General features: G+C 71.5%; 21 protein-coding genes. 12 read left to right on the top strand and 9 right to left on the bottom strand.

The features are described from left to right. Positions 1–161: 161 nt before the first annotated feature. Complete coding sequence (locus tag J2Z33_RS12110; RefSeq protein WP_209841379.1) at positions 162–668, top strand: hypothetical protein; 507 nt, start codon at positions 162–164, stop codon at positions 666–668. A 30-nt stretch (positions 669–698) separates the two neighbouring features. Here the strand turns inward: J2Z33_RS12110 and J2Z33_RS12115 are convergent, their stop codons facing one another. Both J2Z33_RS12115 and argH read right to left on the bottom strand, forming a co-directional pair. Beyond that, on the bottom strand, positions 699–821 hold the full coding sequence (locus J2Z33_RS12115) for an argininosuccinate lyase (protein WP_209841382.1): 123 nt from the start codon (positions 819–821) through the stop codon (positions 699–701). Beyond that, the gene (argH, locus tag J2Z33_RS12120; protein ID WP_209841385.1) at positions 818–2,209 is read right to left on the bottom strand and encodes an argininosuccinate lyase; all 1,392 of its coding nucleotides are present in this window, start codon (positions 2,207–2,209) and stop codon (positions 818–820) included. Before argH ends, J2Z33_RS12115 begins: the two co-directional genes overlap by 4 nt. A 15-nt stretch (positions 2,210–2,224) precedes the next feature. On the opposite strand from argH, the gene J2Z33_RS12125 reads away from it, so the two are divergent. Beyond that, on the top strand, positions 2,225–2,788 hold the full coding sequence (locus J2Z33_RS12125; RefSeq protein ID WP_209841388.1) for a TlpA family protein disulfide reductase: 564 nt from the start codon (positions 2,225–2,227) through the stop codon (positions 2,786–2,788). A 38-nt stretch (positions 2,789–2,826) separates the two neighbouring features. Here the strand turns inward: J2Z33_RS12125 and J2Z33_RS12130 are convergent, their stop codons facing one another. Beyond that, positions 2,827–3,396 (bottom strand): YqgE/AlgH family protein, encoded by a 570-nt coding sequence (locus J2Z33_RS12130; protein ID WP_209841391.1) that lies wholly within the window; start codon positions 3,394–3,396, stop codon positions 2,827–2,829. A 123-nt stretch (positions 3,397–3,519) separates the two neighbouring features. Between J2Z33_RS12130 and J2Z33_RS12135 the strand changes: the two genes are divergently transcribed. Next, positions 3,520–4,308 carry a protein-disulfide reductase DsbD domain-containing protein gene (locus tag J2Z33_RS12135; RefSeq protein WP_245218809.1) on the top strand — a complete coding sequence of 263 codons (789 nt, stop codon included), beginning with the start codon at positions 3,520–3,522 and terminating at the stop codon, positions 4,306–4,308. 25 nt (positions 4,309–4,333) lie between these two features. Here J2Z33_RS12135 and moaB read toward each other — a convergent pair whose 3' ends face one another. Together moaB and J2Z33_RS12145 are read right to left on the bottom strand one after the other, a co-directional pair. Next, positions 4,334–4,873, bottom strand: coding sequence for a molybdenum cofactor biosynthesis protein B (gene moaB, locus J2Z33_RS12140; RefSeq protein ID WP_209841397.1), 540 nt, complete (start codon positions 4,871–4,873; stop codon positions 4,334–4,336). Positions 4,874–4,883: 10 nt separating this feature from the next. After that, the gene (locus J2Z33_RS12145) at positions 4,884–5,654 is read right to left on the bottom strand and encodes a uracil-DNA glycosylase (protein ID WP_209841400.1); all 771 of its coding nucleotides are present in this window, start codon (positions 5,652–5,654) and stop codon (positions 4,884–4,886) included. A gap of 168 nt (positions 5,655–5,822) precedes the next feature. Here J2Z33_RS12145 and J2Z33_RS12150 point away from each other — a divergent pair, with 168 nt between their 5' ends. The 3 genes from J2Z33_RS12150 to J2Z33_RS12160 all read left to right on the top strand — a co-directional run bounded on the left by J2Z33_RS12150 (position 5,823) and on the right by J2Z33_RS12160 (position 8,085). Further along, complete coding sequence (locus J2Z33_RS12150; protein ID WP_209841403.1) at positions 5,823–6,191, top strand: DUF983 domain-containing protein; 369 nt, start codon at positions 5,823–5,825, stop codon at positions 6,189–6,191. Positions 6,192–6,259: 68 nt separating this feature from the next. Continuing rightward, positions 6,260–7,222: an N-acetyl-D-Glu racemase DgcA gene (dgcA, locus tag J2Z33_RS12155; RefSeq protein WP_209841405.1), complete on the top strand. Its 963-nt coding sequence runs from the start codon at positions 6,260–6,262 to the stop codon at positions 7,220–7,222. Between the two features lie 2 nt (positions 7,223–7,224). Further along, a complete protein-coding gene (locus tag J2Z33_RS12160; RefSeq protein WP_209841408.1) occupies positions 7,225–8,085 on the top strand; it encodes a D-amino-acid transaminase in 861 nt (286 codons plus the stop codon). Here J2Z33_RS12160 and J2Z33_RS12165 read toward each other — a convergent pair. The 3 genes from J2Z33_RS12165 to J2Z33_RS12175 all read right to left on the bottom strand — a co-directional run bounded on the left by J2Z33_RS12165 (position 8,052) and on the right by J2Z33_RS12175 (position 9,493). Beyond that, on the bottom strand, positions 8,052–8,243 hold the full coding sequence (locus J2Z33_RS12165; protein ID WP_209841411.1) for a hypothetical protein: 192 nt from the start codon (positions 8,241–8,243) through the stop codon (positions 8,052–8,054). The two genes, J2Z33_RS12160 and J2Z33_RS12165, sit on opposite strands and share 34 nt — an antisense overlap. Before the next feature lie 121 nt (positions 8,244–8,364). Then, complete coding sequence (locus tag J2Z33_RS12170; protein WP_209841414.1) at positions 8,365–8,682, bottom strand: DUF1244 domain-containing protein; 318 nt, start codon at positions 8,680–8,682, stop codon at positions 8,365–8,367. Continuing rightward, positions 8,675–9,493, bottom strand: a complete 819-nt coding sequence (locus J2Z33_RS12175; protein WP_209841417.1) for an N-formylglutamate amidohydrolase — start codon at positions 9,491–9,493, stop codon at positions 8,675–8,677. The genes J2Z33_RS12170 and J2Z33_RS12175 overlap by 8 nt, the downstream gene beginning before the upstream one ends. A gap of 109 nt (positions 9,494–9,602) precedes the next feature. On the opposite strand from J2Z33_RS12175, the gene pyk reads away from it, so the two are divergent. The 3 genes from pyk (at position 9,603) to rplT (ending at position 11,749) form a co-directional block, all read left to right on the top strand. Further along, positions 9,603–11,051, top strand: a complete 1,449-nt coding sequence (gene pyk / locus J2Z33_RS12180; RefSeq protein ID WP_209841420.1) for a pyruvate kinase — start codon at positions 9,603–9,605, stop codon at positions 11,049–11,051. Between the two features lie 108 nt (positions 11,052–11,159). Continuing rightward, positions 11,160–11,360 carry a 50S ribosomal protein L35 gene (gene rpmI / locus J2Z33_RS12185; RefSeq protein WP_209841421.1) on the top strand — a complete coding sequence of 67 codons (201 nt, stop codon included), beginning with the start codon at positions 11,160–11,162 and terminating at the stop codon, positions 11,358–11,360. A gap of 14 nt (positions 11,361–11,374) precedes the next feature. After that, positions 11,375–11,749 carry a 50S ribosomal protein L20 gene (gene rplT / locus J2Z33_RS12190; RefSeq protein WP_209841423.1) on the top strand — a complete coding sequence of 125 codons (375 nt, stop codon included), beginning with the start codon at positions 11,375–11,377 and terminating at the stop codon, positions 11,747–11,749. 254 nt (positions 11,750–12,003) lie between these two features. Here rplT and J2Z33_RS12195 read toward each other — a convergent pair whose 3' ends face one another. Beyond that, complete coding sequence (locus J2Z33_RS12195) at positions 12,004–12,225, bottom strand: hypothetical protein (RefSeq protein WP_209841425.1); 222 nt, start codon at positions 12,223–12,225, stop codon at positions 12,004–12,006. Between the two features lie 283 nt (positions 12,226–12,508). Here J2Z33_RS12195 and pheS point away from each other — a divergent pair, with 283 nt between their 5' ends. The 3 genes from pheS (at position 12,509) to J2Z33_RS12210 (ending at position 14,704) form a co-directional block, all read left to right on the top strand. Then, on the top strand, positions 12,509–13,576 hold the full coding sequence (gene pheS / locus J2Z33_RS12200; RefSeq protein WP_209841427.1) for a phenylalanine--tRNA ligase subunit alpha: 1,068 nt from the start codon (positions 12,509–12,511) through the stop codon (positions 13,574–13,576). A 3-nt stretch (positions 13,577–13,579) separates the two neighbouring features. Continuing rightward, entirely contained in the window at positions 13,580–14,050 is a 471-nt protein-coding gene (locus J2Z33_RS12205; RefSeq protein ID WP_209841429.1) for a hypothetical protein, read from the top strand. A 366-nt stretch (positions 14,051–14,416) separates the two neighbouring features. Next, complete coding sequence (locus J2Z33_RS12210) at positions 14,417–14,704, top strand: DUF167 family protein (protein WP_209841431.1); 288 nt, start codon at positions 14,417–14,419, stop codon at positions 14,702–14,704. Positions 14,705–14,834 lie beyond the last annotated feature (130 nt).

Genomic DNA, 14,834 nt, shown 5'->3' on the forward strand with positions numbered 1-14,834 from the left:
TCCTCTAGCGCGCCCTCATAGCCCGACGGGACCGGCGGCGGAAGCGGGCGCGACCGGAGGCCCGGGGCTCCCGCCCGTTAACCAAGACGACCGGCAAAGCTGGACGCCTCACGATTTCGTCAACATTGTGGCAGGACCATGACCAGACAAGGACAGGACTGATGGATACGAAACGCGCGCTCCTCGCGGCCGTCGTCGGGGCGGCGCTGATCCCGGCCGCCGGCGCGGCCTCGGCCTCCACCTACGAGCTGAAGTTCTTCGACGTGGACGACGTGATGTCGGCCTACATCAGCAACGACGATCTCACGGAGGAACTGATGTTCTCGCGGCCCTTCGGCCACGATTACGATTACGTGGACATCACGTCCTTCGTCCGCGACGGCCTCAACACGATCCTCCTGACACTGGAGAACGGGCCGTCCGGCTACTCCTACGGCTACGATTTCACGATCGACGGCGCATCCTACGCCAGCGGCCACTGCGGCATCTTCAACACCTACGGCTGCGACGCGGACCGCTACGGAACCGGCGAGGTCTGGCGGACCGAGATCGCCTTCACGGCAAGCGATGTCGCCCCCGTCCCGCTGCCCGCCTCGATGGCGCTGCTCGGCTCGGTCCTGGCCGCCGGGGGCGCGCTCGCCGCGCGGAAGCGCCGCCGGGCCGCCTAGGCTCTGCCATCGGCCACGACGGCGCGGCCGTCAGGCGTGGGTCGCCTGCCCGGGCCCCACGCCCACCCCCACGCTGGCCGAGGGCCGCGTGGGCGGCCCGTCCGCCCCGCATCCCGCCAGCGCCAAGACCATCAGGGCCGCCACGATCCTCATCCCAGCATCTCCCGCCACCGCGCGACCTGCTCCCGCACCCGCTCGGGCGCGGTCCCGCCAAAGGAGGTGCGGCTGCGAACCGAGTTGTCCACGCCCAGCACCGCGAACACGTCGTCCGTGATCCCGTCGTGAACTTCCCGCATCTCGCCCAGCGACAGATCGGACAGATCGACGCCCTTCGTCTCGGCCAGCGCCACCAGCGCCCCCGTCACGTGGTGCGCCTCGCGGAACGGCATCCCTTTCGCCCGCACCAGCCAGTCGGCGAGGTCCGTGGCCGTCGCGAAGCCCGCCCCCGCCGCCGCCCGCATCCGCTCCGGGTCCGGTTGCAGGTCCTCCATCATCCCCGTCGTCGCCGCCAGCGCCAGCATCAGCGAGTCCGCCGCGTCGAAGACCTGCTCCTTGTCCTCCTGCATGTCCTTGGAATAGGCCAGCGGCAGTCCCTTCATGATCGTCAGCAGCGCCACCGAGGCCCCGAAGACCCGCCCCGTCTTGGCCCGCACCAGCTCCGCCGCGTCCGGGTTGCGCTTTTGCGGCATGATGCTCGACCCCGTCGAGAACCGATCCGACAACCGCACGAAGCGGAACTGCGCCGTGGACCAGATCACCAGCTCCTCCGCCAAGCGCGAGAGGTGCATCGCGCAGAGGCTCGCCGCCGAAAGGAACTCCAGCGCGAAGTCCCGGTCCGACACGGCGTCGAGGCTGTTTGCCATCGGCCGGTCGAACCCCAGCTCCCGCGCCGTCCTTTCCCTGTCGATGGGGAAGGACGTCCCCGCCAGCGCCGCCGCCCCCAGCGGGCTCTCGTTCATCCGACGGCGCGCATCCGCGAACCGCCCCCGGTCGCGCCCCAGCATCTCCACATAGGCCATCATGTGATGCCCCCAGGTCACCGGCTGCGCCGATTGCAGATGCGTGAACCCCGGCATCACCCAGTCCGCCCCGCGCTCGGCCTGCCCCAGCAGAGCCCGCTGGAGCGCCACCAGCGCCCCCTCGGCCGCGTCGCATTGGTCCCGGACCCACAGCCGGAAGTCCACCGCCACCTGATCGTTGCGCGACCGCGCCGTGTGCAGCCGCTTCGCCGGCTCCCCGATCAGCTCGCCCAGCCGCGACTCCACGTTCATGTGGATGTCCTCCAGCGCCGTCGAGAACCGGAACGTGCCGCCCTCGATCTCCGACATGACCGCGAGGAGCCCTTCCCGGATCGCCTCGGCGTCCCTATCACTCAGGATGCCCACGGCGGCCAGCATCGCCGCGTGGGCCCGCGACCCCGCGATGTCCTGCGCGGCGAGCCTCTGGTCGAAGCCGATGGACGCGTTGATCGCCTCCATGACGGCATCGGGGCCAAAGGCGAAGCGCCCGCCCCACATCGCGTTCGCGGTCTTGTCGGCCATAGGAAGGGGTCTCTCATGCGTGTTCTCGTCGCGGCTCTCTACACGGCGGCCCTCCTCGCCGCAAACGCGGCGGGGGCGCAGGACCTCGCCAGCCTGCGCGAGGGCGACATGCGAAAGCTCGTGATCCACGAGGAGCCGCAGTCGGTCCCCGACGCCTCCTTCCAGGGCGACGACGGCGCCGAGATGACGCTCCAGGACCTCGCCGGCGACGTGATCGTGCTCAACTTCTGGGCCACCTGGTGCGCCCCCTGCCGCGAGGAGATGCCGACCCTCGCCAATCTCCAGAAGGAGCTGGGCGACGAAGGCGTCCGCGTCGTCACGGTCGCCACGGGCCGCAACGACCCCGTCGCGCTCGACGAGTTCCTGACCGAGGCCGGGGCCGACGCCCTCCCCCGCTGGCGCGACCCGCAACAGGGCCTCGCCCGCGCGATGGGCGTCCTCGGCCTCCCCGTCACCGTGATCCTGAACCGCGAGGGGCAGGAGGTCGCCCGCCTCACCGGCGACGCCGACTGGTCGAGCCCCAGCGCCCAGGCCATCCTCCGCGCGCTGGCCGCCGAAGGCCAGCCCGCCACCCCGTAGGGCGGGCTTCAGCCCGTCCCGCCGAACGGCAGCACGGATCAGGCGTGCCCGGCGCTCGACGACAGCGTCTGCGGGTCCACCCCGATCCCCTTCAGCGCCGCCGCCCACTTGTGCTCGTTGGCGCGGCCGAACAGGATCTCGCTCCGCGCCGGGCCCGTCAGCCAGGCGTTCTGGCCGATCTCCCGCTCCAGTTGCCCCGGCCCCCAGCCGGCATAGCCCAGCGCCAGCATGGACGACCGGGGCCCGTCCCCCGCCGCGATCTCCCGCAGGATGTCGAGCGTCGCCGTCATCGACACCGCCTCGTCCACCCGCAGGGTGCCCCCCTCCGACTCGTAATCCGCCGAATGCAGCACGAATCCCCGCCCGCCCTCGACCGGGCCGCCGAAATGCACGCGGATGTCGCGCCGTCCCCTCTCGGGGCGCGGAATCCCGAGCTGCTCCAGCAGGTCGCCGAAGCGCAGGTCCGTCACCGGCTTGTTGACGATCAGGCCCATGGCCCCGTCGTCGCTGTGCGCGCACAGGTAGACGACGCTCCGCTCGAAGCGGGGGTCGCCCATGGCGGGCATGGCGATGAGGAGCTGCCCGGCGAAGGAGATGTCGGCGATCATGTCCCGATGATGGGGCCGGACGCCCCCCGGTTCAAGGTCGCCCCCGCTCGGCGGGATCCCGCCATCCCCGCGTCGCGCGAAGGTGACTTCCGCGCCGGCCCGCTCTCTGGGATGACAGGGGGCATGAGAGCCTTGATCCTGCCCCTCCTGGCCTGCCTCGCCGCGCCTGCCCAGGCCCAGCCCCTCCCCGCCGACCTCGTCCGGCTCGAGGTGCTGCCCGGCTGGCGCTCGGGCGAGGGACGCCACATGGCGGCGCTGCGCCTGACGCTCGCGCCCGGCTGGAAGACCTACTGGCGCGCGCCCGGCCCGGCGGGCCTCGCGCCGCTCCTCGATGTCGCGGCCTCCACCGGCATCGCCTCGGCCGAGGCCCGCTGGCCCGTCCCCGAGGTCTTCGACTTCAAGGGCGCGCGCTCCATCGGCTACCATGACGGCGTGACGATCCCGCTCGACCTCGCCCTCGACGGCGGCCCCGCCCGGCTGGCGGGCGAGATCGAGATCGGCGTCTGCAACGACATCTGCGTGCCCGTGCGCCTGACCTTCGCCGCCGACCTGTCCGACGGAGGCCGCCGCGACCCCGCCATCGCCGCCGCCCTGGTGGACCAGCCCCTGACGCCCGAGGAGGCCGGTGCCCGGGCCACCTGCGCCGCCGCGCCCGCGCGGGACGGCCTCGGCCTGACCGTGCGCCTGTCGCTCCCCCCGCTCGGCCCCGACGAATCGGTGGTGATCGAATCCGCCGACCCCGGCCTCTGGCTCTCCGAGGCCGACGCGTCGCGCGAGGGCGGCACCCTGGTCGCCACCGCCGAGGCGGTCGCCCGCGACGGCGGCCCTCCGGCGCTCGACCGCTCGGCCCTCCGCATTACCGTCCTGGGCGACGGCAGGGCCGTGGATATCCGGGGATGCCAGGCCGGCTGACGACAGCCATCTCACAGGGCGGGCCTCACCCCGTCCGCCCCTCGCCCAGCCGCGGCATGATCTCCACGAAGTTGCAGGGCCGGTGCCGGCTGTCGAGCTGGAGTCTCAGGATGCGGTCCCACGCGTCCCGGCAGGCCCCCGGACTTCCGGGCAGCGCGAACAGGTAGGTGCCGTTCGCCACGCCCCCCGTGGCCCGGCTCTGCACCGCGCTCGTCCCGATCGTCTCATAGGAGACCAGCGCGAAGATCGTCCCGAAGGCCTCGACCTCCTTCTCGTAGACGTCCCGGTGCGCCTCCACCGTCACGTCCCGCCCCGTCAGCCCCGTCCCCCCGGTCGAGATCACCACGTCGATCCCCGGATCGGCCACCCACGCCCGCAACCTGTCCGCGATCAGCCCCCGCTCGTCCGGCACGATGTCCCGCGCCGCCAGCACGTGCCCGGCGTCCGCGATCCGCCCCGCCAGCGTGTCGCCCGAGCGGTCGGTCCCCGGCACCCGCGTGTCCGACACGGTCAGCAGCGCGATCCGCACGGGATAGAAGGGCAGCGATTCGTCGATCCGCGACATGGGAAGCCTTTCAGGGATGGTCGAGCCGCGCCTTCAGCGCGAGGAGGTCGGCCCAGGCCTCGCGCTTGGCGGCCGGGGTCCGCAGCAGGTAGCTCGGATGGAAGGTCGGCAGCGCCGGGCGGCCCGCCGCCTCGGCCCAGCGGCCCCGGATCTGCGTGATCCCCGACCGCCCCAGCAGCGCCTGCGCCGGCGAGTTGCCCATGACCAGCAGCACCTTCGGCGCGGCGAGTTCGACGTGCCGGACCAGGAACGGCCGCCAGCGGTCGATCTCCGCCCCCTCCGGGCGGCGATTCCCCGGCGGCCGCCAGGGCAGGACATTGGCGACATAGACGGCGCGGGCGGGGTCCGCGTCCGCCCGGTCCCGCCCGATGGCCGCGAGCATCCGGTCGAGCAACTGCCCCGCCACGCCGACGAAGGGCCGCCCCTCGATGTCCTCGTCCCGCCCCGGCGCCTCGCCCACCACCATCAGGGCCGCGCCGGGCGTGCCGTCCGCGAAGACGAAGCGCCGCGCGCCGGGCTTCAGGTCGCAGTCGAAGCCCTCCATCGCGGCGGCGAGCGCGGAGAGGTCCCGCGCCCCCTGCGCGAGCGCCTCCGCCACGGCCACCGGGTCCGAGGGCGCGACGACCGGCGGCGCGGCCAGCGGCGCGGGCGTCGGCGTGTCGGCGGGGGTCCTCGCGACCAGCCCGTAGCGATCGACCGGCGCCTCGCCGATCGCCTCGTCGGCGCCAAGCTCCACGAGCCAGTCGAGCGCGGCGCGCGCGGAAAGGAGGGCGGGGTCCATGTCCTTCATCCTAGCGCGGCGCGGGCGGGAAGGGCAGGGGGACGCTGCCCCCCGCGCGTTCCGCGCTCCCCCCGGGATACTTGAAGTCAAAGAAGGGCAAGGAGCCGCGTGCCGGAACGGCGGCGCAGCGCGGGCGTTGATCGCCGCCACGGCAACCCGGAGGACGCCATGACCGAGGAGACGCGGCCCAGCGGCCCGGCGATGTGGCGCGGGATGCTCGGGCGCTGCCCGAACTGCGGCCGGGGGCGGCTCTTCGCCGGCTTCCTGCGGATCTGCCCGCGCTGCGCCGCCTGCGGCGAGGAGCTGGGCCGCTACCGCGCCGCCGACGGCCCCGCCTTCGCCACCATCAGCATCGTCGGCCTCCTCCTCATCCCCATCCTGGGCTGGAGCTTCGTCGCCCTGCGCCCCGACCCCCTCCTGCTGGCGCTGATCCTCACCGTCTCGGTCACCGCCCTGACCCTGATCGTGCTGCGCCTCACCAAGGGGGCCTGGGTCGGCTATCTCTGGTCGATGAACGAGATGGACGAGGGGGCGTGACCCGGCTGGCCCATCCGCGCCCGCGCCCGCGCCCGTAAGGCTGCGGCCACGCCGCCCGGAGCCCGCCCATGTTCGCCGCCCAGATCGAGAGCTTCCCCCTCGCCCAGGCCTTCACCATCAGCCGGGGCTCCAGGACCGAGGCCCGCGTCGTCACCGTCCGCGTGACGCGGGGCGGCGTGACGGGCTGGGGCGAGTGCGTCCCCTACGCCCGCTACGGCGAGACCGCCGAAGGGGTGGCCCAAGCCATCGCCGCCCTCCCTCCGAACGCCACCCTCGCAAACCTCCCCGACCTCCTCCCCCCCGGCGCGACCCGCAACGCCGCCGACTGCGCGCTCTGGGACCTCGCCGCCAAGCAGGCCGGCGCGCGCGCCTGGACCCTCTGGGGCCTGCCCGAGCCCGCCCCCGTCGTCACCGCCTACACCCTCTCCCTCGACGCGCCCGAGACGATGGAGGCGCAGGCCCGCGCCCACGCCCACCGCCCCCTCCTCAAGATCAAGCTCGGCACCGAATCCGACATGCCCCGGCTCGAGGCCGTCCGGCGCGGCGCCCCCCGCGCCCGCCTGATCGTGGACGCCAACGAGGGCTGGACCCCCGACCTCTACGCCGCCCTCGCCCCCCACCTCCTGCGCCTCGGCGTCGAACTGGTGGAGCAGCCCCTCCCCGCCGGGGCCGACGAGGCGCTGGCCCACATGCCCCGCCCCGTCCCCGTCTGCGCCGACGAATCCTGCCACGACCGCGCCTCGCTGCCGCGCCTGCGGGGCCTCTACGACGCGGTCAACATCAAGCTCGACAAGACCGGCGGCCTGACCGAGGCGCTCGCCCTGCGCGAGAAGGCCCGCGCGATGGGCTTCCGCATCATGGTCGGCTGCATGGTCGGCACCTCGCTCGCCATGGCCCCGGCGGTGCTGGTGGCGCAGGGCTGCGACCTGGCCGACCTTGACGGACCCCTGCTTCTGGCGCAGGACCGCCCCCGCCCGCTCGGCTACTCCGAGGCGGGGGTCCACCCGCCCACGGCGGAACTCTGGGGTTGAGCATGAGCCGCATCGTCCACGTCAACGGCACCTATGTCCCCGAGGAGGAGGCCCGCGTCTCCGTCTTCGACCGCGGCTTCCTGATGGCCGATGGCGTCTACGAGGTGACGAGCGTCCTCGGCGGCAAGCTCGTGGACTTCCCTGGCCACCTCGCCCGCCTGCGCCGGTCGCTGGCCGAGCTCGACATGGCCTCCCCCGCCACCGACGACGACCTCCTCGCGATCCACCGCGAGCTGGTGGCGCGCAACGGCATCACCGATGGCATGGTCTATCTCCAGGTCACGCGCGGCGCGCCGCCCGACCGCGACTTCGCGTATCCGAACCCGCCCGTCCCGCCGACCCTGGTCCTGTTCACCCAGTCCAAGCCCGGCCTCGCCGACAGCCCCATGGCGAAAACCGGCATGACCGTCGTCTCCATCCCCGACCAGCGCTGGGCGCGGCGGGACATCAAGACCGTCCAGCTCCTCTACCCATCCATGGGCAAGATGATGGCCAAGGCCCAGGGCGCCGACGACGCCTGGATGGTCGAGGACGGCGTCGTGACCGAAGGCACCTCGAACAACGCCTACATCGTCAAGGGCAACGCGATCATCACCCGCGACTTGGGCCCCCACATCCTCTCGGGCATCACCCGCGCCGCCGTCCTCCGCTTCGCCCGCGAATCGCAGATGCAGGTGGAGGAACGCCCCTTCACCATCGAGGAGGCGCTGACGGCCGACGAGGCCTTCGTCACCTCCGCCACGACCTTCGTGATGCCGGTGGTGCGGCTCGACGGACAGCCGATCGGCGCGGGCCGCCCCGGTCCCGTCGCCGCCCGCCTGCGCGAGATCTACCTGGAGGAAAGCCGCAAGGCGGCGGTCTGAGAGGCGTAGCGCGCCCGCAGGGCGCGCTCCTCCTCGGGGTCCAGCGGCCAGACCGCGAACAGCTCGTCCAGCACCCGCGCCGTGGCCTCGGCGTTATCCCGGACAGGGCGGGGTCGGATCAGCGAGGCCAGGGCCGAGAGGAGCGATGTGAGCAGCATGGTCGTTTCCGGGTCCGCGACAGAGACGCGCCGAAAAGGCGCATAATCTTTGAGATAACCCGCTTCCGCCCGGATCGTTCCATCTTTGTTGACGAATAGTTAAGAACAGGCAGCGGCCCGCTCAGCCGCCCTTGGGCGCCACGTTCGCCGCGAAGGCCTCGCGGAAGGCCGCCTGCTTGGCCCCGTCCGCCTCGGTCTGGTGGGCCGCCACCCAGGCGGCGTAGGGCATCCCGTAGAACAGCTCCCGCGCCTCCTCCTTCGAGAGCGTCACCCCCCGCTCCGCCGCCGCCTCGCCCATCCAGCGGCTCAGGCAGTTGCGGCAGAACCCCGCCAGGGTCATCAGGTCGATGTTCTGCACCTCGGGCCGCGCCTCCAGCAGATGCGCGCGCAAGGCGCGGAACGCGGCGGCCTCGATCTCGGTGCGGGTGCGGTCATCCATGGGCGGTCCTCCAGGCCTCCGGCCGGGACGTGGGCCGCGCCGTCGCCTCGTCCAGCGCCGCCGCCAGGATCGGGGCCAGCCGCGCGGCCCAGGCCTCCTGGTCCTCGGGCGTCCCGATCAGGTCGTTGCGGACCTCGACCAGCGCGTTCAGCCGCCCGTGCTTCAGCGCGTGGCGGTCGATGCTGTCGCCGGGCAGGTGGCCGGAATACGGCTCGTTGTCGCCCACGCACAGGTCGGCCTCGCGCCCCAGCCGCTCCAGCAGCGGCCGCGCGAGCCGCTGGTCGAGGTGCGAATGCAGCACCCCCACCTGCCAGGGCCGGGGCGGCCGCCCCTTCAGTTGCGGCGTGAAGCTGTGGATCGCCAGGATCGCCGGCCGCCCCCGCTCATGGCCCCGCCCGCGCGCCAGCGCCTCCAGCGCCGCATGATAGGGCCGATACAGCCGGTCCAGCCGCGCCGCCACGTCCCCCGGCGACAGCCGCCGGTTCGCCGGGATCACCGACCCGTCATACAGCCGCATCAGCAGCGTCGGGTCGTCCTCGCCCCGGTTCGGGTCGATCACTAGGCGCGAGAACCGCGCGAGGATCGCCGGGCTCCCCAGGTGCCGCGCCAGCGCGCGCGTCAGCCCCGCCGCGCCCACGTCGTAGGCGATGTGCCGCGCCATGTCCCAGGCCGGCAGCCCCAGGTCGCCCCCCGCCACCCAGTCCGGCACCGCGTTGGACGCATGGTCGCAGGTCACGACCCAGGGGCCGGGGGCCTCGGGGTTCATGATTTCGTAAGCGGGATGGGCGAGGGCGGGCAGGGGCGGTGTCATGCCCCAGTCCCATAGGCCAGTTGTGGCGCGAAGGGAATCGCGCCATACAGCGCCCCGAACACGGCCGCGCCGTTAGCGCTACCAGTCCGCCCACCGCCGGGAGAACCGCATGAGACGCCACCGCAAGGTCAAGATCGTGGCCACCCTGGGCCCCGCCTCCTCCTCCAAGGAGATGATCCGCGCGCTCCACCAGGCCGGGGCCGACGTGTTCCGCCTCAACATGAGCCACGGCACCCACGAGGACGTGGCCGAGCGCCACCGCATCATCCGCGAGATCGAGGCCGAATCGAACCAGCCCATCGGCATCCTCGCCGACCTCCAGGGCCCCAAGCTGCGCGTCGGCGTGTTCGGCGGCGACGGCGCCTTCGACCTCCAGGAGGGGGCGACCTTCCGGCTCGACCTCGACCCGACCCCCGGCGACGCCTCCCGCGTCCAGCTCCCCCACCGCGAGATCTTCGCGGCCCTCGAACGCGGCTCCTCGCTCCTCGTCAACGACGGCAAGATCCGCCTGCACGTGGTGGACTGCGGCCCCGACTTCGCCGACTGCACGGTGACGGTGGGCGGGACGATCTCCAACCGCAAGGGCGTCAACGTCCCCGACGTGGTGCTCCCCCTCGCCGCCCTGTCCGAAAAGGACCGCCGCGACCTCGAATTCGTCTGCGAGCTGGGCGTGGACTGGCTCGCGCTCTCCTTCGTGCAGCGCGCCGCCGACGTGGAGGAGGCCCGCGCCCTCGCGCGCGGCCGCGCCGCCGTCCTGTCCAAGATCGAGAAGCCCGCCGCCGTGAAGGCCTTCGACGAGATCCTGGCCGCCTCGGACGGCATCATGGTGGCGCGCGGCGACCTCGGCGTGGAGCTTCCCGTCCAGGCCGTCCCGCCCATCCAGAAGCAGCTCATCCGCAAGTGCCGCCGCGCCGCCAAGCCGGTGATCGTGGCGACGCAGATGCTCGAATCCATGATCGAATCGCCCGTGCCGACGCGGGCCGAGGTGTCGGACGTGGCCCACGCCATCTACGAGGGCGCGGACGCGATCATGCTCTCGGCCGAATCGGCCAGCGGCCGGTATCCCGTGGAGGCCGTCCGCACCATGGACGATGTCGCCCGCGAGATCGAATCCGACCCGACCTACATCCAGATCATCGAGGCGTCCCGCATGGTGGACCGCCGCACCGTCGCCGACGGCATCGTGGCCGCCGCGCGCGAGATCGCCGAGGCCACCGACGTCAAGGCCATCGCCTGCTTCTCCGAATCGGGCACCACCGCGCTCCTCGTCGCGCGCGAACGCCCCCGCGTGCCGATCATTGCGCTCACCTCCATCGAGGGGACGGCCCGGCGGCTGTCGCTCACCTGGGGGGTGGACTGCGTGGTCTCCGACCCGGTGGACCGCTTCAAGATGGCGGTGCTGGCCGCCATCCACGCCGCCGTCGGGCAGGGCTACGCCGAGACCTCGGACCGCATCGTCGTCACCGCCGGCGTGCCCTTCAACACGCCGGGCTCCACCAACATCCTCCGCGTCGCCCCCTGCCAGGAGCGGCTGATCTTCGAGGGCGAGCCCGAATAGGGGCTTGCCCGACGCCGCGCGCCCCCGTATAGGGCGCGCTCCGACCCCGCGCGGATGGCCAAGCGGCATTGCCTCCCTGCGCGCCACGCTCACCACAGGAGCCCGAAAATGCCCAAGATGAAGACCAAGTCGAGCGCCAAGAAGCGCTTCAAGGTGACCGCTTCCGGCCTCATCGTCGCCGGCCAGACCGGCAAGCGCCACGGCATGATCAAGCGGAGCAACAAGTTCATCCGTCAAGCCCGGGGGACCACGATCCTCTCCGAGCAGGACGCGAACATCGTCCGCAAGTACATGCCCTACGCGCGCTGAGAGGAGGCTGAGAGATGTCCCGCACCAAGACCGGCCCCGTCACCCACCGTCGCCACAAGAAGGTCCTCGACCAGGCGAAGGGCTACTACGACCACCGCTCGCGCACCTTCAAGGTCGCCCGGCAGGCCGTGGACAAGGCCAACCAGTATGCCACCCGCGACCGCCGCAACCGCAAGCGCGACTTCCGCGCGCTGTGGATCCAGCGGATCAACGCCGCCGTGCGCGCCTTCGACCCGGCGCTGACCTATTCGCGCTTCATCAACGGCCTGTCGCTCGCCGGGATCGAGGTGGACCGCAAGGTCCTCGCCGACCTCGCCGTGCATGAGCCCGAGGCCTTCGCGTCCATCGCCGACAAGGCCCGCGCCGCGCTCCCCGCCGCCACGGCCTGAGCCGTTCGCGACCTCACGACCCGCACGGGCGCCGGACCACCGGCGCCCGTTCGCGTTCCGGGGAACCGCGCCGACGCCGCACCACGCGGGCTCCTCCATTCGGGCGCTTCCCTGCAGGCGGCGAGCCGCTGGGCCGCCCCGCCCCGGCCGCGAGACGAACCGATCCGCCCAGGGCCGGCGCGCGCCGTCCGCGACCTGCCGCTCCGGGCAACCGGCCGCCCCCGCAAGCCCCTGCTCGGCCCGCCCCGCCCCTCTCAGGGCACCGGACGCTCCGAGACATGGGCCAGGACCCGCATCGCGGATCGCCGCGCCGGCGGCCAGGCCAGGCTCGCTACCACGCTGCACAAGAGCCCCAGGTTCCCGCCCGCGACATACAGCAGGAATGCCATCCAGATCGACTGACCCACCGCCAGGGAAAGGGCGGCAGAGCCGATCCCGCTTGCCACAGCGACAAGCAGATGACCCGTCATCATCATCGGTCCTCCTCGGCCATGGGGACCCCCAGAGTCCCGTCCAGCCACCGATTCAACCTTGAGTCGTTAAGATGGGCTTAAGGCTCCATTTTTACAAATCAAGCTCCCGCTTCCGTGACGGCTTCACAGCCTCCGTCATTCCGTTGCGTCAACGCCCCAGCCGGCCGGACCCGCGCCCCGCGCCGCCCGCGCCGCAGGCGACCGCCCATCGAACAGGCGCCGCGCCCCGGGCGCTTGCACCGCCCCCGCGCGGGCGGTAACCGACCGCGAGGCCAGGGGGTGCGACATGGACGAACTGCGCGACAAGTATCTGGGGGCCGTCGCCTCCGCTTCCGACGAAGCCGCCCTGGAGGAGGTGCGCCTCGCCGCCCTCGGCAAGAAGGGCGAGATCGCGCTGCGGATGCGCGAGCTGGGCACCATGCCCCCCGACCAGCGCATGGCCACCGCCCCCGCCCTCAACGCCCTCCGCGACGAGGTCGCCGCCGCCGTCGCCGCCAGGAAGGCCGCCCTCCAGGACGCCGCGCTCGACGAACGGCTCCGCGCCGAATGGCTGGACGTGTCGCTCCCGCCCCGCCCGCGCCGCGCCGGGACCATCCACCCGATCACCCAGGTCACCGACGAGGTGACCCAGATCTTCGCCGCCCTCGGCTACGCCGTGGCCGAGGGTCCGCAGGTCGAGGACGACTGGCACAACTTCGACGCCCTCAACATCGCGCCCGAGCATCCCGCAAGGCAGGAGCACGACACCTTCTACATGGCCCGGAGCGAGGGCGACAACCGCCCGCCCCATGTCCTTCGCACCCACACCTCCCCCGTCCAGATCCGCGCCATGATGGGTCAGGGCGCCCCCCTCCGCGTCATCTGCCCCGGCCGCGTCTTCCGCGCCGACTACGACCAGACCCATTCCCCGATGTTCCACCAGGTCGAGGGCCTCGCCATCGACCGCGCCATCACCATGGCGAACCTGAAATGGACGCTGGAGGAGTTCCTCAAGGCCTTCTTCGAGGTGCCCACCGTGGACCTCCGCTTCCGCGCCTCGCACTTCCCCTTCACCGAGCCCTCCGCCGAGGTGGACATCCGCTGCTCCTGGGAGGGCGGGACGCTCAAGCTGGGCGAGGGCGACTCCTGGCTCGAAATCCTCGGCAGCGGCATGGTCCACCCCAAGGTCCTGACCGCCGGCGGCATCGACCCGACCGAGTGGCAGGGCTTCGCCTTCGGCATGGGCATCGACCGGCTGGCGATGCTGAAATACGGCATCCCGGATCTGCGCGCGTTCTTCGAGAGCGACCTGCGGTGGCTCCGGCACTACGGGTTCGGGGCGCTGGAGGTGCCGACGCTGGCGGGTGGGGTGTGAAGGATGGGTGACTGGGTGAATGGGGCTGTTATCGCAGCTCTAATTGTTGCTGTAGGTATCTACCCTTGGCAGAAGCATGTTGAGCACCTTTTCATCCTGAGAAAAGAAAAGAGAGATTTATTCCGTCAGCTTCAAGGCCAGCTTCACAATGTAGTTCGGGTGATCCGCAAAGGCCAGCTCGCTGATAGTGAAGAAATGGATAAGATACGATCTGTCTTTGGCGAGATCAGTCTAATTTGCTCTCACGATTTCGAAATGAAAGTTGCTAAATTTATAGGTCAACTTCTGGAGCAAGATAGGCAGGTCAGGAAAAATTTGGATGATATGGAGCTTCGCAAAGCGGCGATTTCAAAGGTCTGGGATATTCGTGTGGAGCTACTTAGGTCGATGAAACAGGAGATGGATGATACTGTTTCATGGAATCCGGTTGCGGTTTTGCGAAATTATGGCAGGAAGTTACGATCTAGTATATAAAAGCAACCGTAGGGTGCGCTTCAGCGCACCACTGTCCCGCCGCCCTGCATGGTGCGCTGAAGCGCACCCTACACCCTCCCCGACGCCGTAGGGTGCGTGGTTCCGCCCGCCTTCGGGCGGGTTCACGCACCATCCGCCGCCCCCGGTGCGTGAACCTCCGCATTCTGCGGAGAACCACGCACCCTACGTAGGGCGGGCTTCAGCCCGCCACGTCGCGCCGCTGGCGGGCTGAAGCCCGCCCGACCCACCAGCAATCCGTAGGGTGGGTGGTTCCGCCCGCCCGCCGTCGGCTTCACCGACCGGTCACTCCTGACGTTGGGTGAACCTCCGCTTGCAGCGGAGAACCACCCACCCTACGGGCCCCCCATGCTCACCCCCACCCCCACCGGCCTGCGCCTCCGCCTCCGCGTCACCCCGAACGCCGCCCACGACCGCATCGACGGCCCCGAGACCCTCGCCGACGGCACCACCGTCCTGCGCCTCCGCACCCGCGCCGCCCCCGAGGGCGGCCGCGCCAACGCCGCCGTCCTCGCGCTCCTCGCGCGCCACCTCGGCGTCCCGAAATCCGCCGTCACCCTGCTCTCCGGCGACACCGCCCGCCTTAAGACCGTCCACGTCGAGGGCGATCCCGAAACGCTCGCCGCGAGGCTGTAGGGCGGGCTTCAGCCCGCCACGTCGCGCCACTGGCGGGCTGAAGCCCGCCCTACGGATTTTTCCCCCATGGAATGCGTGATTTCCCAGAACGCCGAGGTTCACGCACCGTCTCCGACCCCCGGTGCGCGGC

Origin of the sequence: Rubellimicrobium aerolatum, from assembly GCF_017872975.1 — a bacterium.
GTDB classification, from domain to species: Bacteria; Pseudomonadota; Alphaproteobacteria; order Rhodobacterales; family Rhodobacteraceae; genus Rubellimicrobium; species Rubellimicrobium aerolatum.